This window comes from Burkholderia sp. TSV86, assembly GCF_001522865.1.
In the GTDB taxonomy this organism is placed as follows: domain Bacteria; phylum Pseudomonadota; class Gammaproteobacteria; order Burkholderiales; family Burkholderiaceae; genus Burkholderia.
The window spans coordinates 233,319-256,472 of record NZ_LOWB01000116.1 but is presented as its reverse complement, the minus strand read 5'-3'; the positions used below and the strand labels follow the sequence as shown (position 1 = coordinate 256,472).

Sequence of the window (23,154 nt, the reverse complement as noted above, 5' to 3'; positions counted from 1 at the left end):
ACGCGACGGCTGCCGGTCGGTTGCACGATGACGCGCGAGTCTATTAGACCGGTCGTCTCAAAAATCACATAAAAATGCGGCTCGCGGGCCCTCGTTGTACAGCCCGGCGCGGATTGCCGGGCGCAGTGCCGAGGGTATTGCAAACCCCGCCGCCGTGACGAACCGTGATGATAGCCATAGATTAGACCGGTCGTCTAGAAACCACAGAAGAAGCAGGACTTTCGGGCAAGCAGCGGGCCGTTGATCGTAAGGATTCCGTGCTTTTACGTTGATCCGTCTATCTGGATCAGCCCCCTGCTTCCACGAACCGAAGCGGCACCACACACGATTTTCCGAGGGCGCGATCAACGGATCGGCTGCAGGCCCGCCGACCCGCTTGCCTCTTCTTCGCAGTCGCGGGCAGTCATCGACGTGCGTCATGCAGCGATGCAGCCGCTTTCCGGCGCGGGGCTGCATGTCGATGGCGGGAAAATCGATCGTGTCAATCCCCGTTCGGATCGCATGGCGTGCCAGTGATCGTCAGTAAGCGGGCGCTTGCGGTTGCGCCCATGACGGGCATGCTCGGCAAAGACCAGTGTGTTGTGGGCTTTCGGCCGAGCCGCCGAGGCCACGCGGTCTTGCCTATCGACCAGCCGCGGCCACTTCTGCCGCGGCGTGCGTTCGACATTCTTATTTAGATATCATTGATTGGCCGGCAGCCCCGTTTTCAAAATGCTCGTCGCCGAGGCGTTGTAATAAGTCATGGCAATGATCTTCGACACATGCGTGGATGCCGCGCTGCCGATCGGGATATTCACCGTCACAACCTTTCCCGACGAATCTATGCAAGTGTAATAGCCCGGTGCGTTGCTGACGGTATAGGTTTTCTGCGAAACAGTACCGTCATCGTATGTCGTTTGAATCGCGCACCCGGTCGCGACAACCGCCATTGAGAATTTTGGCGTCCACGTGAGCGATGCCGACGAACTCGTTATCTGCCAAGGTTTCAGCCCGTTGAAAGCGAGCTGAATAGCATAGCTGTTATTCGAATCGACCTTCTGGGCGATGATGTCGACGGGCAGACTGTAAAGAGAGTTCGGTGCATTGCTGTAGAGCGGTACGTTGTGCAGCGAAATATAGTGGCTTGCCGAAAAATTCGAAGGCAGGCGCGGGAGTGTCGAGAATGCATTATGGATGCCGTCGAAATCCAAGCCTATGATTTTCGTAACGGCATCCGAGATCAAGACGAATGGAACCTCCGGGTAGGTAGCTGCAATCCCATCACTGCTATTCGATGCATTCGCGTACTGAGTATGTGCAAGCCGGCGCATCCACTTCCATGCGTAGTCGTAACGGTTTGCCGAACCATCGCTGACGTTGAAAAATGATGACGGAAGATAAGTGAAGCTTTCGATCCCTGGCGTGTAATTGTTATTACTATTGACGTACTTGCTTTCAGCCGAAGAGTTTACGAACTCTGCTTGCCCGATCGATTTCTGCTCTCCGATAATGATATTCTTGTAGAGAGGAAAAAAATTGGGTTCTTCCACATAGCCGTAAAGAGGTTTCAGATCCGAAGCAGGTTTAGACGTTCCATTCGATGTCGTTTGCGTCGTGTAAACATAATTCTTCAGGCCGATCTGCGCCATGGCAAATACATTCCGAGCACTGGCCCACCAGTTATCATTAAAATTGAATCGAAGCGTATTGCAGCGGTTTACATAAATTGAAGCAGCGCCAGGATTACCCAAGAACTCCGGATGGCTTGCCAGATTGCAAAAATAGGAAATTTGCGATGCGGCCGAATCCCCTCCTAAAAAAATATCATATCCAGCCGGTATGATATTTGCCTCGGATGGATTATAAGCAAACTCGTTATAGGTAGCCACGTCATAGGAAGGATTTTTTGTTATTCTAAATCCGTCGGCCGATATAAACTGATTTCCATTTCCATCCAAGGCATTCCAATAGATGGAATTCACTTCATTGTTAATATATGACGACAACCTAAGATAGTTTTGATCTCCCGTCATTTTGTATAGCGTCAGAATACTATCCCCGATCTCGAATATTGCGGGCTGCACCGCCTTGGATTCGTAGGACTTTCCGTTAATACCAAAAGCCCACCAGGGCCTGGGATTGGATGGATCATTATAATCGAGCACCGTTGAAAATTTCAGTGCCATGTTCAGATTCTGGTTATGGTAACCCATATAGTATGCGCCGATGAGATAATGCGCATAATCCCGCGAATAATATGCGCATCGAGCCGGCAAGGACGCAAAATACCCGCCCCCTCCACTATCCATGCCTTGCTGGCTGCAATCGGCATTGATCGCATCGGCCCAATAGAATCGATTGTATAGCCAACTGTAATTGGCATCGGTGAATGCAAGCTTGGCCGCCTCGTTGACCGCCGCATTGAAGCCATTTGCGATGGTTTCTTGGTCCGGACTCGTCGGCAGAGGCTCGCTGGAACTCATGTATATGCCGCTCGTATTGACGGGAGCGGCCGACTTCATCGAGGCAATCGAAACTGGCGAACCCGCATTGTCATCGCCACAACCGGCCAAGACCGCCAACAACGGGGCTATTGTACAGATTTTCAATTGACGCCGGGTATATGTTGCCAGGGTAATCACGAGTTGCTGTTTCATTTTCGTGCTCCTTGCGATTGAATTTTAGTTTTCACTCACATTTTTATTGATTGGAGTGAGAGCATATTCAAGCAACCCAGGTTTATCGAGAAGCAAATTCTTATTTTACCGGTAGATAATTTATTCTATTTTAAACTACTGAATTCGATCAATCATAATTTTGAAAAAACGGCAAATCAGCAACCCTAGTCTTTTAATAATTCCATAGCAATATTCCAATATAAGGCGACTTGATCGGAGCGGATAGACGCGGCAGCACGGCGGCGCTCTCGAACACGTCGAACCCTGTGCCCGGCGGCCGAAGGCCGCTCTCGAGGCGACTGGTTAATCGAACAACACATCGCCATGTCCGGCACAAGCCGCCTCGACCCGCATTTCTAGCATTTGCCAAACACGCTCGTCACGGGCGCGATCGCAAGCGCGCGCTCGTTGAAGGTTACCGGCACGCCATGCGCGCCCAATCTGGAATTGGCGCGGTCGATCTTCCAACCATCGACACGCAGCCCCGCACGGGAAAGCGACCGCATCGCCGCACGAGGCACGTCGATGACGATCTGCGTGGACGCACCGGGCAACAGGTTTAGATAGTTGTCGCTATAAAACGCAGGCAAGATGCGCTGGCCGCTCGATTGATCGAATAGCTGCAGGTGGATCATGAGCGCGATCGTGCGGCCGATGTTCTTCACGTCGGCGATGATGCGCGCGGCCCTATCGTCCGCTTCCGTCGCCGATGCGCGGATCGCGAGAGCGGCCGGCGGCATCGTATCGAGCGATGCGTAGGCAGCGTCCTGCCCGTTCCTTTGACACCAGTAGAGATTTTCGACAAGCGTCGAGCCAATCGCATCGTGCAGCACGAGCGTCACGATGCAAACGTCCGACGTGGCCGACGCGATCTGTGCGCGAAGATTCGCAACGATCCGATAGGACGCCGGCGCAACGTGTCCGTCGCTCCATGCGGCTTTGCCGCTCGGGGTGCCGTCGAGGTTGTACACGCGCGTCTCGACACGCCCCAATACCGCGTTCGCGGTATGGTTGGCGATCGTGACGTCGAACGTGTTCGCATCGAGAATCACGTTGACGCGCCGGCAAGCGCGTCGGACGGCGAAGAACGACGAATGCTGCTCGAGGTCATGGCTGTACATCTGCCACACGAAGCTCGGCTGCGCGGGATTCGTCATCCACATGATCACGCCCGTCGCGGGCGACGTGACCTTGCCGGTTGCCGGCCCGATCATCACGGCGGCGTTCGCCTCATAAATCGACTTGATGCATTCGTAATTCATCATCTGCGACTTGCGGACGAAATCGGCAAGATTCCGAACCTCGCCGTAACGCGCGCCCGTCGTCGCGATATATCCCGCGCCGCCTTGCAGCCCCACCTGGGCGTAATACGCGCCATTGCCGTTGATGTCACGATCCGCCCAGAAATCGTCGGGACATTCCCACGAAGATGACGGCAGCATGGCTTCGACGCATTCGAGCGCCGGAATCGAATGCGAGCCGACTTCATTATGGAACGCGACCTGCGATGCGCCGTAGCCGCGCCCGAAGGCGGCGCGCGGCGCTTCCCAGTTGTACGGGCCGCCGGACGAATAGCCATTCACCGCGCCAGCGCCGGTGTCGCCCGCCGAACTCGTCAGGCACAGGCGCTTGGGGTCCAGCTCCCTCACCAACGCGTCGAGGCCGCTGACGAGCGCGGGCGGCGGCGAGCCTTCATTGCCGCCGCACCACAGCAGGATCGACGGATGGTTGCGGTAATGAACGATGACGTCCCGCACGTTGTCGAGATCGCGCATCACATTTTCCGCCGCGGGCCCTTCGGTCGAGTAGAAAAAATCCTGCCATACCAGGATGCCGTAGGCGTCGCATGCATCGAAGAAATCGCGGCTCGTGCTCTGGCCATTCCAGTTGCGAATCAGATTCAGGTTCGCGTCGCGATGCAGCCTGACTTGATGAAACAGCCGCTCGCGCGGGATTCGCTTGAGCGCCTCATCGAGCCCCCAGTTGCCGCCCATCACGAGAATCGGCAGTTTGTTGACGGTGATGCTCAACTGCGGACCGAAGCCGATGTCACGCGCGTACTCGATGCGCCGCAGCCCGACGTTCACGGTTCGCTCGTCGGAAATCCGCCCGCGCCATTCGATTGCGACCGACACCGCATAGAGATGCGGCTCGCCATATCCATTAGGCCACCAAAGCTTCGGGTTCGACAGCGTGAGCACCGGTATCTCGGCTGGCGTCAGCGAGAACGTCACCGGCTGATCGGCAGCCTCAACGATGATCGCGCGCCTGAATGCAATGTCGTTGCCGATCTTGCCGATCAGGACCGCAGCGACGGATTGGCGAGTGCGGTTATCGAGCGACACGTCGAGCCGCAGCGTCGCGTGGCCCAAGTCGTCGGACAGCGCGCTGTCGACCCGCACGTCGGCGATCCGCACCGCGCCCGTCGTGAACCACGACACCGGCTGCCAGATGCCGAGGTTGCGGTCGGGAATCGTCGGCAGCCAGTCCCATCCGGCGCAGCAAAAGAACGTCGGGCCGTTTTTCAGTGTGACGCCGCTCGGGCCGCCATTGCGCCCGCCGCGCGTCACGCCGCTCGAATAGCTGGGTTTCAGCGGCCCTTCCGAGAAATCGAGCTTGATCACGCAAACCGCCAAATAGGCGGTTCCGCCCGCTACCGCGACAAGCTCGGTAACGTCGAAATAGCCGTGCTTGAATGCGCCCTCGAGCGTGCCGACGAACGCGCCGTTGAGCCAGATAGCCGCCCTGTAATTGACCCCGTCAAAGCGCAGCCACAGACGTTGGCCCCGCCGCAACGCAGGCGTGGTGAACGTCGTGCGATACCAGTAGTCGGTATCTTTCAGCGTGTCGGGAATCGTGTCGGTCACGATCCTGCCGTATAGCGGGTCGGGATATTTCCCGTTGGCGATCATGCTGCTCAACGCGGTGCCCGGCACTGTCGCGGCCGACATGCGCGCCATGCCGCCGTCGCTCGCGAGCCGCGCGCCGTCGAGGCCGGGATAATCCGACGCGGCGGCGAACGTCCATCGCCCGGAGATTTCACCCGATGCCGCAAGGTTCGTCGGCGACGTCGCCGGGATCTCGCCCGGCTGGCCATCGGCGGGATTCTCGCGCGCCCTGCGTGCCAGGCGTTCCGGTGTCGCGGCCGGATCGCCTGCGCCGTCGTTGCAGGCGGCCAGCCAACCGCTACCGATCAGCGCAGCGCTGTGCGCCAGGAATTTGCGGCGTTGTGTCGATTTCATCGCTCTCGCTCGTGCTCGCGCTGCCAGAGCCAACGCCTGTCCGGCATTGGGCCCGCATCAGGCCGAATACGTGTGCGTATGCTTGCCCGCGCCTCGCGTCAGCGCGTTCGCGCCGCGTCCGGCGGAGCGCTCGCGGTCATGCGCGCATAGTCCGCATTCGCTCCGGACGGCGGCGTCAGACTGTCCGCGGCCGCCCAATCGGTCGGCACCGGCGACAACGCGTAACGCAACGTCCCGCCATTCGCGATCGAACCCAGCGGCAACCACGAACCTGCGTAATCAGCGCCGTTGAGCTTCAGCGAGCGGATGAACCGCTGCGATGCGCGGCCCGTTTCGTCGACGGCCGGCTTGTCGGTCTCGATGCGCAACTTCTTGCCATCGCCGAACCAGACGGTCACGCCGTCGAATTGCGGCGTCGACAATGCCAGCCCGGCCTCCGACGGAATGACGGGAAACATGCCGAGGGCCGCCCACACATACCAGCTCGACGTCGCGCCCATGTCGTCGTTGCCCGGCAGGCCGTCGCGCCCGGCCGAAAACGCTTTGCTCATCACAATCGGGATGACGTATTGCGCCGCGCTCGGCGCGCCCGCCCAGTTATAGGCCCACGGCGCTTGAAACGACGGCTCGTTGCCGATGTAGTAGCCGTTCGAGCTTTCGCCACCGTTCAGCTCCGCGGAGCCGGGCGTAACCGAAAACGCCGTATCGATCGAAAACAGCTTGTTCAGCCGCGCGACGGCGGCGGCCTTGCCGCCGATCGCATGGATCAACGCCGTCCAATCGTGAGCGAAACTCCAGAAGTAGTTGGGTTCGGTCGACTCGTGAAACGAGCCTGCGGTCAACGGCCCCAGCGTGCCAGGCGCGGAACCGGATGGCGGCGCCGCGCGGGCGGCGAGCGTTTTGCTGGCCGGATCATAGATGTTGGTCCACCATGACGCGCGCTTGAACAGCGAGTCGATATCGGCTTGCTTCACCTGAACCGATGGATCGGCCAGCACGCTGGCCGGTAGCGCTTGCAGGAATGCGGCAGCGGAACGGTCGCTATTGATGCGCTCGATCTGCTCGGATGAAGGATGTCCGGAATTCGCACTCGTGTAGTAATGCGTTGTCAAATAGTCGGCCAAATTCGGCGCGCTCGCATTGTTATTGCAGGCACTTGCCGGATTGAACGCCGACTGCTTCATCAAACGCGCGGCAGCCACCACATCGAAATGCGTTGCGCCAAACTTGTACGCGCCTGCCATCACGTTCAGCGCGTTGTCGCCCGCCATCGGCGTCGAATCGTCGCTCGCATCGACCCAGTGCGGAAATGCGCCGCACTGCAGCGCGTCCGCCGTCAGCGATTGCATCATGTCGCTGGATTCGCGCGGCGCGAGCCATGCCAGCAACTGTGCCTGCGAACGGTACGTATCCCAAAGCGAAAATCCCGTGTAATGCGTGCGATACGATCCCGGCTTGCCGTCCACCTGGCGATAACGATAGTCCGCCACATTGACGGTGTCGCGAACGGGAACCGAGCCCGCCGGGTCCCGCCTCGGATAGCCACCGCCGATCTTCGGCTGGCGCATGCTGCGCAAATCGCCGTTGACGTCGCTATAGACAGTCGGCGAGCCGAACACATGATAAAGCGCGGTATAGAACTTGATCAGATTGTCGCGTTGCGCGCTGGTCAGCTTGGCGGGATCCGCCGCTTGATCGATCTGCACAGTGTTCAGCCGGTCGTTCCAAGCGAGCGACGCCCGCTTCCTCACGTCGTCGAATGACGCGTTCGCATTCTCCGCTTGCAGGTTGCGTTTCGCGTTGTCGACGCTGACGGCCGAGATGCCGATTTTCACGTGAACGGTCTTGTCCGCGTCGGTCAGATCAAATTGCAGGATTGCGGCGCCGTTGCTCGCGGTATTGAGCCGCGACGAACCCGGTTGCGTGCGCAATGGCTTGTCGAAAGTCGCATGGAAGTACACCGGCGAGTTCCAGGGCGTGCCATAGGGCGTGCAGAACGCGGGCGCCACGCTTTGGCCGGATATCGATTTGCCGTCGCGGCCCACGGTCAACGCAACGTTGGACGGGGAGATCGGCGTCGCGCCCGATGCATCGCTATTGCCGTTGAGCGTCGTATCGATTGACAAAAACCCCTTGCTTTTGTCGGTGTAGCGGATGCGCGCGCTGCCGGTTCGCGCGGTCGCACTCAACTCGACCATGATCCCGGTGTCAAGCTTGACCTTGTAGTAGCCCGGCTCCGCGGCCTCGTTGCGATGGCTGTAGCCTACGCCGGAGGGCCCCCACGCGCCCATGATCGGAGCGCCGTTATCGTTCGGCAGCATAGCAACCGTGCCCTGGCCAGGGCAGCCGACGCCGGACAGATGCGTCATGCTGAAAAAATCGATGGTTCCGTTCGGCGACGACACAGCAGAGAGATAGCCGCCTGATCCGTTGAAATCCTGGCGCGGCGTGTTCGGTCCGAAATTCACCATGCCGAACGGCACTTTTGCGCCAGGGTTGACATTGCCCGCGTATCCGCTGTCTCCGGATACCGCAGTGCCGATCAACGGATTCACGAATTGAGTCAGCGCCAAGTCGACCCGCCCAGGCTTTGCCGGCTGTTGCCGGTAAATCGTCGCCGTCGACGATTCCGTTGAAGCCGATACCGGCGACATGATGCCGGCAACAGACGGCCCGCCCGTTACCGTGTCGTCCCCGCCGCAGGCGGCAAGCGCCGCACCGATCAGCGCGGCAACAATCGACGATCGAAAATGTTTCATCTTTTATTTAGGATGCCAAATATCGCGATCGATTCCATGCCGTGACGGTTGCAATACCGGCGTGGCCGAAGAGGATGAGCCGTTCGGAAAACCCGTGAACGCACGGCCCTCGGACTATTTTGGTGGCAGTATTGGTTTCTCGGGATCGGCTGGGCAATCTGGGAAAACCCTGCCACGCTTCAGTTTAGCTTTTGTGCGGACATGTTTTGTGTCCGCGCGCACATCTGAAAATGTGCGGCCTGCCGAAAAGAGCTTGCACGGTAGTTCAATGGAACGCGAATGCATTGCCGTTATCAACGCCCGCCCCTTGTTCGCGCCGGCGAAAATCCCCTCCGCCGGGGCGCTTTGTCTCAGCGCGACCTGCTACGCCCACATGCGTTCGTCACGTGGTGTTTAGCTTGTTTAAATAATTGCAATCACGCGATTTCCTTGACAGCACCGCCACGAATCCCATAGCTTGCAAGCAACCCGGCACGCAGATGTCATTTGCCTTCGAATCCACCTGCGTTTACGGCCGATTCGATTAATCAGGAATGCGATTCTTTATCTCGACTCCGCCGCTTAGCCGGCGAGAGGCCACATGAACGCGAATGCATGCGGCGATAGCTCCGGTGCGCCCATGCGATCATTCACGAGGACGATTCATGCGACGAAGCAATCATGCCGCACTGGCGGTATTTGTCGCGAGCTTGCTGCTCGCCGGCTGCAACGGCGATGACGGCACGGCTTCGCCGGCCGTCTTGAACGCTGCGAACAATCGGGCGAACGCCGGGAATTCCACGCCACCCACGCCCGACGAGGCGGCCCGCGCATCCGCGAATGCAAGCGATGTGGCCGAAGAGCGTGACGTGCAGATGGCGCTCACCCAATACGTCAACCCGTTCATCGGCACGGCCAACGCCAGCGTGCGGGCAACCGATCCCGTGCCGGCAGGCGAGCGCGGCGGCACGTTCCCCGGCGCCACCACGCCGTTCGGCATGGTGCAGTGGTCGCCGATGACGCCCAGCATCAAGCCCGGCGGCGGCAAGGATACGCCGGTCGGCTATGTCTACACCGAGAACACCATCATCGGCTTTCCGCTGACTCAGATGAGCGGCTCGGGATGCGACGGCAACTCGGGCGAACTGCCGATCATGCCGACCTTCGATCCGGCTGCCGTGGCGTCGAATCTCGTCAAGCCGGTCGCGAACTTCAAGCACGAGAACGAGACCGCATCACCGGGCTACTATCGCGTCGTCCTGAACGACGGCATCAAGGCCGAACTGACCGCCACCACGCGCACCGGCTTCGGGCGCTTCACTTTTCCCGCCAACGCGCAGCCGGCCACGCTCGTGATCGATGCGACGCGCACCAACACCAAACCGTCCACGCAAGGCAGCATCGGCTACAGCGGCAACGACGCACTGTCGGGCTCGACCGTCGGCGGCGGCTTCTGCGGAGCGCGCAATTACACGGTCTACTTCTACATCCAATTCGATCGCAACATCGACAAGTCCGCCACCGACCTCGGCAAGGGCATTGCGAAAGTGCGCTTCGCCGCGAAATCCGGCCCGGTTCTGATGAAAGTGGCATTGTCATACGTCAGCGTCGCCAACGCGAAGCAGAACCTGGACGCCGAGAATCCGGCGAGAAACTGGAACTTCGACCTCGTGCGCAAAGCCGCCGACCAAGCATGGAACAACCGCTTGAACACGATCCAGGTAAGCGGCGGCTCGATGCTCGACAAGCGCAAGTTCTATACGGCGCTGTATCACTCAATGCTGTCGCCGAACGTCAACAGCGACGTCAATGGCGAATACATCGGCTTCGATCAGAAAATTCATCGCGTCGCGGGCAACCGCACGCAATACGTCAACTACTCGAACTGGGACACCTACCGCAGCCTGATGCCGCTGCTCGGCATGCTGTTCCCGCGCGAGACGAGCAATATGCTTCAATCGCTCGTCACCGATGCCGAACAGTGCGGCGCGATTCCGCGCTGGTCGCCGGTCAATGTCGACCAGGGCATCATGCCCGGCGACTCCGGCGTGCCCGCCGTCGTCGGCGGTTACGCGTTCGGCGCGACCCGGTTCGATACCGCGAGCGCGCTGAAGTACATGAAGCTGGCCGGCAACAAGCGGGTCGTGCGCTGCGGCGGCACAATTCCGCGCGACGCCGACGACCGCATGAACGACCACCTGACACGCGGCTACGTCTCGCTCGACCGCGGCTGGTGGGCAGGCTCGCTCACGCCGGAATTCAGCACGGTCGATTTCGCGATCGCGTCGTTCGCGAAATCGCTGGGCGACGAAACCGCGTATCGCCAGTTCCTCGCGCGCGCCGCGCAATGGAAAAACATGTACAACGCGCAACAAAAGCAAATTCTGCCGCGCTATGACGACGGCTCATGGAATCTGTCGCCGGTGGCGAACCAGGACATGGTGGAGGGCAACGCCGAGCAATACACGTGGATGATGACGCATGACACGCGCGAACTCTTCGCACTCTCGGGCGGCAACGACGCTGTCGTCAAGCGGCTGGACGCCTACTTCTCGAACCTGAACGCGGGCATGTCGCCGCCGCATTTCTATATCGGCAACGAGCCGAGCTTTTCGTCGCCGTGGCTCTACAACTGGGCCGGCGCCCCGTGGCGAACGCAGAAGGTGGTGCGCGACATCATCAACGGCAACGCAGACGAGAGGATCGATCCGGTATTCAATGACGGGCCGGGCGGCCTGCCCGGCAACGACGATCTCGGCGCGGTCTCGTCGTGGTACGTGTGGGCCGCGCTCGGCGCGTACCCGGCCATCCAGTCGGTCGGCGGGCTCGCGCTGCATTCGCCCGTGTTCGACAAGGCCGTCGTGCGCTGGGCCGACGGCCACAAGCAACTCATCATCAACACGACCGGCAACGGCGCGCAATCGCGCTATATCCAAAGCGCCACGCTCAACGGTGCCACGCTTGAAGCGCCGTGGGTTTGGCTGAAGGACGATCTGCGCAAGGTGGCGCGGCTCGATATCGCATTGGGCAGCGCGCCGTCGCAGTGGGGCGCGGCGGCGGCGGGACGGTTGCCGTCTTACGGACTCGACGGCTTCACGAGCATCGGCGACGCGCTGAACAACGTCGGCACGGGCGCGAGAGGCTCGACACCGGAGCAGGCCGCCGAAGGCAATACGTTCGACGGATCGGGCGCACGCTATTCGCGGGATGCGCTCGCGGCGATCGGCGTGCGGCCGAACTCGCGGCTGACCCTGAACGGCTTGACGTTTGCTTGGCCTGACAGCAAAACCGAGCTCGACAACATGATCGTCCAGGGCCAAACGATCACCTTCACCACGCCGGTACGCGGCAAATCGCTGTCGCTGCTCGGCAGCGCAAGCGACGGGCCGTCCACCGGCAAGCTGGTGGTGACCTATGCCGACGGCACCCAAGCCACGCTCGATCTGACCTTCGACGACTGGACCTTGAATGGCGGCAGCCGGCAGCCCGGCCCTTACAATACCGTCGTACTGACAACGCCCACGCGTCTTCGAATGGACGGCACCGAAGACGGCGTGTCGGCCAAAGTGTTCCAGTGGACGCAGCCGCTCGATCCGGCGCGGCCCGTGAAAAGCGTGACGTTCCCCTATCAGGTCGATCGGGGACGCCAGCACGTGTTTGCGATGACAGTGGGCGGCTGACGGTTCAATCGGCTCGCCGGGCACGGGCCGGGTGCGTGACACCGGCCCGGCCTGACGCGCAGGAAAGATGAGTCCCTGCACTTTCCGAACATCGGCCGGGCGGGCGCGCGAACGAAACCCAGGGCCGGGCAGCGGGCGTTGCGCCCGTGAGCCCATCCCGCACTCGGCAAGCAAGCCGTCGCCCCGCCCCTCTTGCGCCCCGAACACGGCAGCCGGCCCGATCACGGCACGGGCTGAGCCGACTGTCGCGAGACGCCGCGCGCGAGCAAAACGAAGGCCCGCGAACGCTGCCGCTCCAGTAACGGCAGCCACTCACACACCGTCGATTCCCCAATTCGCCGGCCTCGCCTTCGCCAGAGTGTAAACTTCTGCCTTTTTCCCTCACTCGCGACATGGAGCAAGCCCCGCAGCGAAGCGCGCTCAGCGGACCCACGCTGATTCGCCTGCTCGCTCGCCTGGCGGAAATCGACGTTCCCGAGCCCCGGCAATCGTTGTCCGACCGGCTGAGCCAATGGCTTGGCTGGACCGATGCGATCACGCTGTCGTCGGCGCTGAACGTCAAGCCGCCGGCCACGGCCGATCACGCTCGTCCCGCCGCCGCCGGCCGGGACGCCGAGCGTCTGTGCGCGCGCACGCGCGCGTCGTTGGCCGAGGCGATCGTCGGCCCAGCCGATGCCAAGCGCAATCGCGCGCAGCCGCATCGCGCGGTCGCGCGGGATGCGGCGGCCGCCGCGCCCGCCACCGCCGATTATGCGGAATTCCGGCAGCATTATCTGTCGATGCAACAGGCGATGCAGATGGATATCGGCACCTTGCGCGCGCGCTTGAGAAGCATGCTCGCCACGGCCACGCCACGCCTCGCCCGGCTCGCCGCACTAGATGCGGCCATGGAACAGGCGCTCGGCGCGCGCGAACAAAAACTGCTGGCATGCGTGCCCGCGTTGCTCGGCACGTACTTCACGCGGCTGCGCAATGCCGAGCAGCAGGCGCTCGCGGCCGACGCTCCGGCTTCGCAAAGCGGCCCGCCCGTCGCAGCGGGCGCGTGGCTCGACACGTTCCGCCACGACATGCAGCGCGTGCTGCTCGCCGAGCTGGATATTCGTTTTCAACCGGTCGAGGGCTTGCTCGCGGCCCTTCGCACCCGCTAACTGGAGCATCATGTCCAGACATCGCCTCAACTTCAATCTCGTCGTCTTTCTGGCCGGTCTGGCCGTCGTCTGCTGGATCGCTGCCGGCTATGCCGGCTCGAACCTGCTCGCCCTCGCCGTCACGGCGTTGATCGGCGCCTGCTATCTGGCAGGCGCATTCGAGCTGCACCGCTATCGGCAAGCAACATCCACGCTGTCGCAAGCGCTCGACGGCCTGTCCGAGCCGCCGCCCGCGCTCGGCGCATGGCTCGAACGGCTGCATCCGAGCCTGCGCGGCGCGGTGCGCCTGCGCATCGAAGGCGAACGCGCCGCGCTGCCTGGGCCTGCGTTGACGCCCTACCTCGTCGGCCTATTGGTGCTGCTCGGCATGCTCGGCACGCTGCTCGGCATGGTCGCGACGCTGCGCGGCACCGGCGCGGCGCTCGAAAGCGCAACGAGCCTGCAGGCGGTGCGCGCGTCGCTGGCGGCGCCCGTCAACGGGCTCGGTTTCGCGTTCGGCACGTCGATCGCGGGCGTCGCAACATCGGCGATGCTCGGGTTGCTGTCCGCGCTGTGCAGGCGCGAACGGCTCGCCGCCGCGCAAGCGCTCGACGGCAAGATCGCCACGGAGTTGCACGTCTACTCACACGCGTATCGGCGCGACGAAACCATCAGATTGCTGCAGCGGCAAGCCGAAGCAATGCCGGTTCTCGTCGAGCGGCTGCAAGCGATGATGGCGGCCGTCGAGCAACGCAGCGTCGACGCAAGCGAGCGTCAGGTTGCCAGTCAGCAAGCGTTCCTGAGCAATGCGCAAACTGCTTATGCGCATCTTGCATCGTCGGTTGCGCAATCGTTGAAAGACAGCGTCGCGCAAAGCGCGCGTGTTGCCGGCGATGCGTTTCAGCCGGTCATGGCAGCGACGATGGCGGGGCTTGCACGCCAAGCGGCGTCGCTGCACGACAGCGTCTCGCATGCCGTCCAACGGCAATTGGACAGCCTGTCGAGCGGTTTCGGCGCGACGGCCGCTGCCGCCACGCAAGTCTGGAACGACGCACTCGCCGAGCATCGGCGCACGAACGAAGCACTCGTGCAACATCTGCGCGCCGCGCTCGATCGCTTCTCGGAAACCTTTGATCAACGCTCGGCCAGCCTGCTGGAAAACGTTTCGGCACGCGTCGAAACCACGGCGGGCGCGATATCGGCGACGTGCAACGATGCGCTCGCACGACAAGCCGGCCTCAACGATCAGTTGGCCGAGCGTAATCAGCGTGCGCTGGAAACCGCCGCGGCAACCTTCGAGCAGCATTGCGCATCATTGCTGTACACGCTTGGACAGTCGCATGCCGATTGGCACGCCGAATTGAAATCGCAAGACCAGCAACGGCTGTCGGCCTGGACCGACGCACTCGGCGAGATGGCCGCCAAGCTGGGCAGCGAATGGGAAAAGGCCGGCGCGCACACTGCCAGCCGGCAGCAGGCGATCTGCGACACGCTCGCGCAAACCGCGCGTGACATCTCAGCGCAAACGCAAGCCCATGCGCGCGACACGATCGCCGAAATCTCGCAGCTCGCACAAGCCGCGGCGCAGGCGCCGAAGGCCGCGGCCACCGTCATCGCCGAGTTGCGCGAGCGGCTGTCCGACAGCCTGGCCCGCGACACGGCGATGCTCGACGAGCGCGGCCGCCTGCTTGCGACGCTGGAAACGCTGCTCGACGCGGTAAACCACGCGTGCACCGAACAACGCACGGCGATCGACGCGTTGGTCTCGACGTCGGCGGATCTGCTCGAACGCGTCGGCGGCCGCTTCGCTGATCAAGTCGAAGCCGAAACCGGCAAGCTGACCGTGGCCGCCGCGCAAGTTGCCGCCGGCGCCGTCGACGTGGCAAGCCTCGGCGATGCGTTCGGCGCGGCCGTCCAATTGTTCGGACAGTCGAACGACAAGCTGGTCGCCCATCTGGAGCGCATCGAAGCCGCGCTCGACAAATCCGTCGCGCGCGGCGACGAGCAACTCGCTTATTACGTCGCGCAAGCCCGGGAAGTCGTCGATCTCAGCATGTTGGCGCAAAAGCAGATCATCGAGGATCTGCAACGGCTCGCGAACCAGCGGGCATCGGCCGGAGCCGAGACGGCATGAGCGACGAAATCGACGACGGCGCGCAGTCGGGCGCGCCGATCTGGGCAGCCTTCGGCGATCTGATGTCGGTGCTGCTCGGCGCATTCATGCTGATCCTGGTCAGCGTCATTGGCGTGCAGCTGGAGTTGTCGTCGCGGCTCGACGACGCGCTCAAGCAGCGCCAGATGGAAGCGCAGCGCCGCCAGACGCTCGAGCAGGCGCTCGCCGGCCCGCTTGCGGCTGGACGCGTGACGCTCGTCAACGGCCGCATCGGTATCAGCGGCAGCGTTCTGTTCGCGCTGAATTCCGATCAGTTGCAGCCCGAGGGGCGTGACCTGCTGAAGAGCCTCGCCGGGCCGCTGTCCGCTTACTTGAAGACGCATGACGAAATCCTGATGGTCAGCGGCTTCGCCGACGACCAGCAAGTGCATGCGGGCAACCGCCGCTTCGCCGACAACTGGGAGCTGTCGGCGCAGCGCGCATTGACCGTGACGCGCGCGTTCATCAGCGAAGGCGTGCCGTCGTCGTCGGTGTTCGCCGCGGCGTTCGGCTCCGAGCAGCCGGTGAGTGCGAATACGAGCGACGAAGGCCGCGCGAAGAACCGGCGCGTCGAGATTGCGCCCGTGCCAAGGGCGACGGCTTCCGGCGGTGAGCGCCATGAATAGCGTCGGCGCGCGTGCGCAAGCAATGCTCGACGCGTGGCGCGAGCACGGCGCCGATCGGCTCGACCCGGTGCGCTTTCGCTTCATCGCCACGCTGCATCGGCGCGCGGCGAACCATAGCGGCGAGGCGCGCCGCCTGCTGGACGAGAAGTTATCCGAAGCATTGTCGTCCTATGCGAGTGCGGTGGAACGGCACGCTGCGTCCATCGGCGGCGGGACCGCTCGAGCCGCGCCGTCAGCGCCGGAGCATCCGCCCGCACGCAGCGAGTTGGGCCGGTTGATCGATTACATCGCCGCGCGGCATACGGCGCCGGATGACGAGCGCGACCCCGCCCATCACGCATTGCACCCGCGTCATGCCTATCCGGAACTCGAGATGCTCGGCGCATTCCGCCAGATCTGGTCGAAACTCAGCACCGACAGGCAGTTGCGGCAATCGTTGAACCAGGTGCCGAAGAACGCCGGGCCGCTCAATTCGAGCAGCCTTGTGCATCGCTCGCTTTTGTCGATGCGCGAGTTGTCGCCGGGGTATTTGCAGCAGTTCATGTCGTATGTGGATGCGCTCGCCTGGATCGAACAAATGACCGGCGACAACGCAGCGGCCGGCAACGACGCGCCACGCGCCGGCAGCAGCAGCAAAAAGCAGAAAAGCCGTTCGCGCGAGCGTTAGCGCCTGTTGGTCGATGCAGCGCCGCGGCGCCCAGCGGTCACGCACGCGATGCACGCCAGCACAGCGCACCGCTCGCGTGAGCCGGCACGCAACGTGCAAGCCATCGCATGCATATGCCATCAAAACCGTTTTCGATGAACGCTCACCGAAGTCACCCAAGCATGCGCGTTGCCGCCCCGGCCAATCCGCACACCCTCACCCCCGGCTTTCGAGCCAATGCAAGCTGAACAGCCGCGCGGGGTCGACCCAAACCGCCACCGGCTGGAATCCCACTGTACTCGCCAGTTCGCGAAACCCGTCGACCGTGAATTTGTGCGAATTCTCGGTATGCAACGTCTCGCCCTCGTCGAACCGGAACGCAGTGCCGGCAACGCGCACCGTCTGCGCGCGCCGGCTGACGAGATGCATCTCGATACGCTGATGCTCGGCATCGTAGAACGCCCGATGCGCCCACGCATCAAGCGCGAAATCCGCACCCAGCTCCGCGTTCGCCCGCTTGAGCAGATTCAGATTGAACGCCGCCGTCACGCCTGCCGAATCGTTGTATGCGCGATGCAGGATCGACACGTCTTTCACCAGATCTACGCCGATCAGCAACCCGCCGCCCGCCAGCAACACGGCCATGCGCCGCAGGAACGACGCGGCCTCGTCCGGCGAGAAATTGCCGATCGTCGAGCCTAGAAAACAGCCGACGCGACGCCCCGGCAGCCGCTCGATCACGCTCAATTGTTCGGCTTGCAGATAATCGGCGACAACCGGCTGCACGTCGAGCCACGAATAAGCGTCGCGCAATGCGGCCGACGCATGCGCGAGATGATCGGCCGAAATATCGACGGGCAGATACCGCGTGGGCGGATTGGACACGGCGCATGCATCGAGCAGGACGCGGATCTTCGAGAGCGATCCCGCGCCGAACTCGATCAGATTCGCGTCGCGGCCAATGCGCTCTGCAATCTCGCTTGCGCCACGCTTCAGGATCGCGAGTTCGGTGCGGGTCGGATAGTATTCGGGCAACTCGCAGATCCGGTCGAACAACGCGGAGCCCGCCACGTCGTAGAAATACTTCGGCGCGATGCTGCGCGGCGAGCTGCGCAATCCAGCCAGCAGATCGCGGCCAAATGCGCTCGCGCGTATCGCCCCATGCGCATCGTGCGCCGCGTCGTCGATCGGTTCAGTGCTCTCTTGCAAGGCGCACCCCCGTGAATTGCCAGCGCGCGGCCGGCGCGAAAAAGTTGCGGTATGTCGCGCGCGCATGCCCCGGTGGCGTCGCGATGCTGCTGCCGCGCAGTACCTGCTGCCCGACCATGAACTTGCCGTTGTATTCGGCCGCGATGCCCGCCAGCGGCTTGAAGCCCGGATACGGCTCATACGACGAGCGTGTCCATTGCCACACATGCCCGGTCATCTGTTCGATGCCTGGCGCGTCGAACGCCGCCTCCCATTCGAATTCGGTCGGCAACCGCGCACCTGCCCATTGCGCATACGCGGCCGCTTCATAGAAGCTCAGATGCGACACCGGCGCGTCATGCGCGAGCGGCCGCAGGCCGTCGAGCCCGAACTCGCGCCAGCCGAGCCCCTCGCCCGCGTCCGCCGCGATCCAGTACAGCGGCGCCTTCCATGCGTCGCGCTGAACCAGCGCCCAGCCATCGGAGAGCCAAAGCTCCGCGCGAGCATAGCCGCCGTCCTCGATGAACGCCGCGTACTCGCCGTTCGTCACGGGCCGCTCGGCAATCTCGTATGGCTGCAGGATCACCGCATGGCGCGGCCGTTCGTTGTCGAACGAAAAGCCGCGGCCGTCATGACCGATTTCGACGACACCCCCCGGCCGCGCGATCCAGCGCGCCGTGCGATTCGCGCGCGCGGGCGCATCGGCGGGCACGGCACCGGCGTCGCTGCGGTACGCGGGCAATAGCGGGTTGAGCGAAAATGCGTGAAGGATATCGGTCAGCATCAGTTCCTGATGCTGCTGCTCGTGATGCAGACCGAGCGTGATCTCCGGCTCGAGCGCGAGCAGCGACGACGCGTCGGCGGAGCGCAACAGCTCGAGCAGCGCGGCGTCGACGTAGCGGCGATAGCGGTGCACGTCATCGAGCGACGGGCGCGACAACAGCCCGCGCTGCGGCCTCGCGTGACGCGGGCCGAGTGCTTCGTAATACGAGTTGAAAAGGTAGGAATAGCGCGCATCGAACAGCTTGTAGCCGCGCGCATGCCGCGCCAAGATCACGGTCTCGAAAAACCACGTCGTATGCGCGAGATGCCATTTCGTCGGACTCGCGTCCGGCATCGACTGCAACGACTGATCTTCGGCCGACAGCGGCCTGGCCAACTCGACGCTATACCGGCGCACATCGGTGAAGTCACGCTCGAGGCTGCGCGCGACGTCGCGCGCTGGTTCTTCATGGTTCGTCATTGCGTTGCGTCCCGACAGGATGATTCGGCTCATGCGCTACATCGGCCGATGCGCTCAACGGAAAACATCTCAAAGAGAATAGGACATGCCTGTGACATCGCCATGCCGCACGCGCAATTGGCACCTCTGATGCGGTGTGCGCCGGCACCGGTTGGCCAATGCGCGTCAGCCGATCGCGATCGAATCGACCCGGTCGGGATAGAACGCGAGATGGCCGGCGATCTGCTTGACGGCGTCGTGTGGTAATTCGTATGACCACACGGCATCGACGCGCCGCCCGTCGCCATCGTCGACGCTGTAGTACGACGCGCTGCCCTTGTATGGGCAATAGCTCGCATGCGCGCTGCGCTCGAGCCGCGTCATGTCGACATCGTCGCGCGGAATGTATTGCACGGGCGGATATGCCGCCTCGCGCAGCGTCAACGCATTGCGCGTATCGGCGAGCGGACTGCCGTTCACGGTGACGACAACCCGTGCGCCCGTTGCTTCGATCGTGATCGGATGATCCGGGCCGGGAATCTTGACGGCAAGGGTGTGCTCGGACATGACAACGCCTCCGGTTGCGAAACTCGTCGGACTTCGGCGCCATCGTACGCTGCTATGGCGCGCTCTGCGACATGCTAGCCGCGAATGCCGATGCTCGAACCTTCGAACAATCGCCGGCACATTAACCGTTAGCTGCGGCGCGGGCCTCGGCAAAGAACTTTCGCCAATTTTTACTAAAAAATCGACAAATACGTTAAATACAACCATACACATCGACATATCATAGCGCGCAACACTGGCTATCTCGCCTCATACGGAAAATACGCATCGCGGGCACGTGCCGGCGCTCCGGCAGCGCACTGCTGCCATTCGCCGACGGTTCGTTGCCGCTTTTTCTCTGTTTCGTCCATTCGCAGAAATTTCCATGCCCCGCCCCATCGCCGCCCGCATCCATCCCAACGCCATCGCGCACAACCTCGCGCTCGTCCGCCAGAAAGCCCCCGCGTCGCGCGTATGGGCGGTCGTCAAGGCAAACGCATATGGTCACGACATCGAGCGCGTCTATCCGGCGCTCGCCACCGCCGACGGAATCGCGCTGCTCGATCTCGACGAAGCGGTACGCGTGCGGGAACTCGGCTGGACGAAACCCGTACTGCTGCTCGAAGGGATTTTCGACGCGGCGGATATCGAGATTGCCGACCGTTATCGCCTAACGGTTGCCGTGCACGGCCAGGACCAATTAGACATGCTGACGTCGGCCAAGCCGAGCCGGCCGATCGACATCCAACTCAAGATGAATTCAGGAATGAACCGGCTCGGCTTCCGGCCCGACGCGTTCCGCGCCGCGTGGGAACGCGCGGCTGCCGTACCGTCGATCGGCAAGATCGCGCTGATGACGCATTTCGCGAACGCTGACGAAGGCGAGATCGACTGGCAAATACGTCTGTTCGACGCCGCGGCAGCCGGCCTGCCTGGCGAGCGCACGCTGTCGAATTCGGCCGCGGTGCTGTGGCATCCGCGCGCGCATCGCGACTGGGTGCGCCCTGGCACGATTCTGTATGGCGCATCGCCAACGGGCGCGGTTTGCGATATCACCAACGTACCGCTGCGCGCGGCGATGACCGTCACGAGCCGCATCATCGGCGTACAAACTGTCGCGGCAGGCGAAACGGTCGGCTATGGCCGCCGCTTCACCGCCGAACGTGAGATGCGCATCGGCGTCGTCGCTTGCGGCTACGCGGACGGGTATCCACGGCACGCGCCGACGGGCACGCCGATTGCTGTCGACGGCGTGCGCACGCAAGTGGTCGGGCGCGTTTCGATGGACATGCTGACCATCGACCTGACGCCCTGCCCGACGGCCGGCGTCGGCTCGGCAGTCGAGCTGTGGGGCACGCAGGTTCGCGTCGACGAGGTTGCAGAAGCGGCTGGCACGATCGGCTACGAGCTAATGTGCGCGCTCGCGCGGCGGGTGCCCGTTGGGGTCGACCCGCTGGACGCAGCCGCGCACCGCTCAATCTACGATACCCGCACTGGAAGTTTCGGCCGATAGCCGCGATATCGTGGCGGCGCGCACCCGCGCGCACCGGCAAAGCGTGGCGGCAAACCTGGCCGGCCGGCCGCGCTGCGCGCTTACCGGCGCGGCGTCGAACATGCGGGCATCGGCGCACAATACCCCGACGCAATCGCAGCGGCCCGGCCTTGGTTAATCGAAAGCCCCGTTCGGCGCATACCGGCCGACGGCCTGCCGCGTTCCGCCGCGGCCGCGAACCGTCACGAGCGCGCTCGCGCATACCAGTGCGCGGGCCGCTTCTCCAGAAAAGCGTCGATGCCCTCGCGCGCGTCCGTCTCCATCATGTTGCGCGCCATCACGTCGGCCGCATACGCGTAAGCGCCGGCGAGCGGCATCTGCCGCTGCCGGTGGAACATCGCCTTGCCGTAGCGCACCGCGGCCGGACACTTCGACACGATCCGCTCGACCGTTCGCGCGACAGCCGCATCAAGCGCATCGGCCGGCACCGCCTCGTTGATGAGCCCCCAGTCGCGTGCCGTCGCGGCATCGATGAAGCGGCCGGTGACAAGCATGTCGAATGCGCGCTTCGCGCATATGTTACGGCTCAACGCAACAGCGGGCGTCGAACAGAACAGCCCGACATCGATGCCGGACACCGCGAAGCGAGCGGTATCGGCCGCGATCGCCAAATCGCACGACGCAACGAGCTGGCAGCCCGCCGCCGTCGCCACCCCGTGCACGCGCGCGACCACCGGCACGGGCACCGCCTGAATCGCCTGCATCACGCGGCTGCACCGGCCGAACAGATCACGGTAATACTCGATATCCGGCCGGCCGCGCATTTCGCGCAGATCATGCCCGGCGCAAAACGCTCGGCCCTCGGCGGCAAGCACGACGCAGCGCACGTGCGCATCGTCGGCCAGCGCAGCGAATTCGCGCAGCAACGCATCGATCAGCGCGTCCGACAGCGCGTTGAATCGAGCCGGCCGGTTCAGTCGCAACGTCGCGACGCCGTCGGCGTCGTCGCGCACGAGCGGCGGCAGCGAGCTGGGCGTGTCCATGTCGTCCTCCTGGAGGGAATGTACGTTCGTTGCCGGACAGATACGGGCCGATATGCGCCGATACCCGCCAATACGGGCAACAATTCCGCCCGGCGTCCTTGCCACTGACAAATGGTATCCGGACGAAGCGAACCGCTGTGCGTCAAGCAAAAAATGGTCATGCATGGGCCAACGCGGCGAAAAACCGACATCGCCGGACCGCGATCGACGCACCGATGGACATCGCCCGTCAAACCTGTATATTCATACAGTCCGCAGCAATGGCGCAAAACGCGCCACCCATGCGAAAATCGCGTGCCGCGCGGCAGCCGCAAGCCCGCGGCCGCGCGAAAACAAGCCGATCGACACTGCTTGGGCATCGCTCGTGCCACGGAGAAGAGATAGTGAAACTGGTTGGATACGGATTGCTGTTGTTCACTTTCACGTCCTCGACGTTCGCGGGCGAGCACTATGTCGAGATCTGGAACCCGCCCGAAGCGCGCGCGGGCGTGACGCACCATGAGCCTGCCGCCCCCGCAGCGCCAGCTGCGCCGAAGCCCGCCGTGAAACGCAAGCGCGCCGCGCCGCACGTCGTCGATGCGCATATCCGCCGCCCCTCGGCGCCGACGATCGCGCGGATCGCGCCTAAACCGCGCGGGCTCGACGGCGCGTCGCCGCGCGCGATGCCCGCGCCTTCGTCCCCCGAAATTCCGCGCTTATTCACGCCGGACGGCAACGTCCTGCGAGTCAGCGCCCGCGGCTATCGCGCTGGCGTGGTGCGCTGAGCGCGCCACGTGCACGCTTGTGCATCCGCAT

14 protein-coding genes are annotated in these 23,154 nt (G+C 63.0%); 7 read left to right on the top strand and 7 right to left on the bottom strand.

The window, feature by feature from the left end:
- Positions 1–680 precede the first annotated feature (680 nt).
- From WS68_RS27970 to WS68_RS22635, 3 genes are all read right to left on the bottom strand, one after another.
- Complete coding sequence (locus WS68_RS27970; protein ID WP_156429618.1) at positions 681–2,636, bottom strand: hypothetical protein; 1,956 nt, start codon at positions 2,634–2,636, stop codon at positions 681–683.
- Positions 2,637–3,013: 377 nt separating this feature from the next.
- Entirely contained in the window at positions 3,014–5,899 is a 2,886-nt protein-coding gene (locus WS68_RS22640; RefSeq protein ID WP_059572857.1) for a glycoside hydrolase family 2 protein, read from the bottom strand.
- A gap of 98 nt (positions 5,900–5,997) precedes the next feature.
- The gene (locus tag WS68_RS22635) at positions 5,998–8,658 is read right to left on the bottom strand and encodes a GH92 family glycosyl hydrolase (protein WP_059572856.1); all 2,661 of its coding nucleotides are present in this window, start codon (positions 8,656–8,658) and stop codon (positions 5,998–6,000) included.
- A gap of 644 nt (positions 8,659–9,302) precedes the next feature.
- On the opposite strand from WS68_RS22635, the gene WS68_RS22630 reads away from it, so the two are divergent.
- From WS68_RS22630 to WS68_RS22610, 5 genes are all read left to right on the top strand, one after another.
- Positions 9,303–12,317 (top strand): GH92 family glycosyl hydrolase, encoded by a 3,015-nt coding sequence (locus WS68_RS22630; protein ID WP_082710219.1) that lies wholly within the window; start codon positions 9,303–9,305, stop codon positions 12,315–12,317.
- A 392-nt stretch (positions 12,318–12,709) separates the two neighbouring features.
- The gene (locus tag WS68_RS22625; RefSeq protein ID WP_059572855.1) at positions 12,710–13,465 is read left to right on the top strand and encodes a DUF3348 domain-containing protein; all 756 of its coding nucleotides are present in this window, start codon (positions 12,710–12,712) and stop codon (positions 13,463–13,465) included.
- Positions 13,466–13,475: 10 nt separating this feature from the next.
- Positions 13,476–15,578 (top strand): DUF802 domain-containing protein, encoded by a 2,103-nt coding sequence (locus WS68_RS22620; protein ID WP_059572854.1) that lies wholly within the window; start codon positions 13,476–13,478, stop codon positions 15,576–15,578.
- Positions 15,575–16,222, top strand: coding sequence for an OmpA family protein (locus WS68_RS22615; RefSeq protein ID WP_059572853.1), 648 nt, complete (start codon positions 15,575–15,577; stop codon positions 16,220–16,222). The genes WS68_RS22620 and WS68_RS22615 overlap by 4 nt, the downstream gene beginning before the upstream one ends.
- Entirely contained in the window at positions 16,215–16,889 is a 675-nt protein-coding gene (locus WS68_RS22610) for a DUF2894 domain-containing protein (protein ID WP_059573130.1), read from the top strand. Before WS68_RS22615 ends, WS68_RS22610 begins: the two co-directional genes overlap by 8 nt.
- A 195-nt stretch (positions 16,890–17,084) precedes the next feature.
- On the opposite strand, the gene egtD is transcribed toward WS68_RS22610, so the two are convergent.
- From egtD to WS68_RS22595, 3 genes are all read right to left on the bottom strand, one after another.
- Positions 17,085–18,056: an L-histidine N(alpha)-methyltransferase gene (gene egtD / locus WS68_RS22605; protein ID WP_059573126.1), complete on the bottom strand. Its 972-nt coding sequence runs from the start codon at positions 18,054–18,056 to the stop codon at positions 17,085–17,087.
- A gap of 4 nt (positions 18,057–18,060) precedes the next feature.
- Positions 18,061–19,299: an ergothioneine biosynthesis protein EgtB gene (gene egtB, locus WS68_RS22600; RefSeq protein ID WP_059573128.1), complete on the bottom strand. Its 1,239-nt coding sequence runs from the start codon at positions 19,297–19,299 to the stop codon at positions 18,061–18,063.
- A 165-nt stretch (positions 19,300–19,464) separates the two neighbouring features.
- Positions 19,465–19,845 carry a DUF427 domain-containing protein gene (locus tag WS68_RS22595; protein ID WP_059572852.1) on the bottom strand — a complete coding sequence of 127 codons (381 nt, stop codon included), beginning with the start codon at positions 19,843–19,845 and terminating at the stop codon, positions 19,465–19,467.
- Between the two features lie 364 nt (positions 19,846–20,209).
- On the opposite strand from WS68_RS22595, the gene alr reads away from it, so the two are divergent.
- Positions 20,210–21,337, top strand: coding sequence for an alanine racemase (alr, locus tag WS68_RS22590; protein WP_059572851.1), 1,128 nt, complete (start codon positions 20,210–20,212; stop codon positions 21,335–21,337).
- Between the two features lie 221 nt (positions 21,338–21,558).
- Here alr and WS68_RS22585 read toward each other — a convergent pair whose 3' ends face one another.
- Positions 21,559–22,359 carry an enoyl-CoA hydratase gene (locus tag WS68_RS22585; RefSeq protein ID WP_059572850.1) on the bottom strand — a complete coding sequence of 267 codons (801 nt, stop codon included), beginning with the start codon at positions 22,357–22,359 and terminating at the stop codon, positions 21,559–21,561.
- 383 nt (positions 22,360–22,742) lie between these two features.
- Here WS68_RS22585 and WS68_RS22580 point away from each other — a divergent pair, with 383 nt between their 5' ends.
- Positions 22,743–23,123, top strand: coding sequence for a hypothetical protein (locus WS68_RS22580; RefSeq protein ID WP_231753087.1), 381 nt, complete (start codon positions 22,743–22,745; stop codon positions 23,121–23,123).
- The last annotated feature ends 31 nt before the right edge of the window (positions 23,124–23,154 follow it).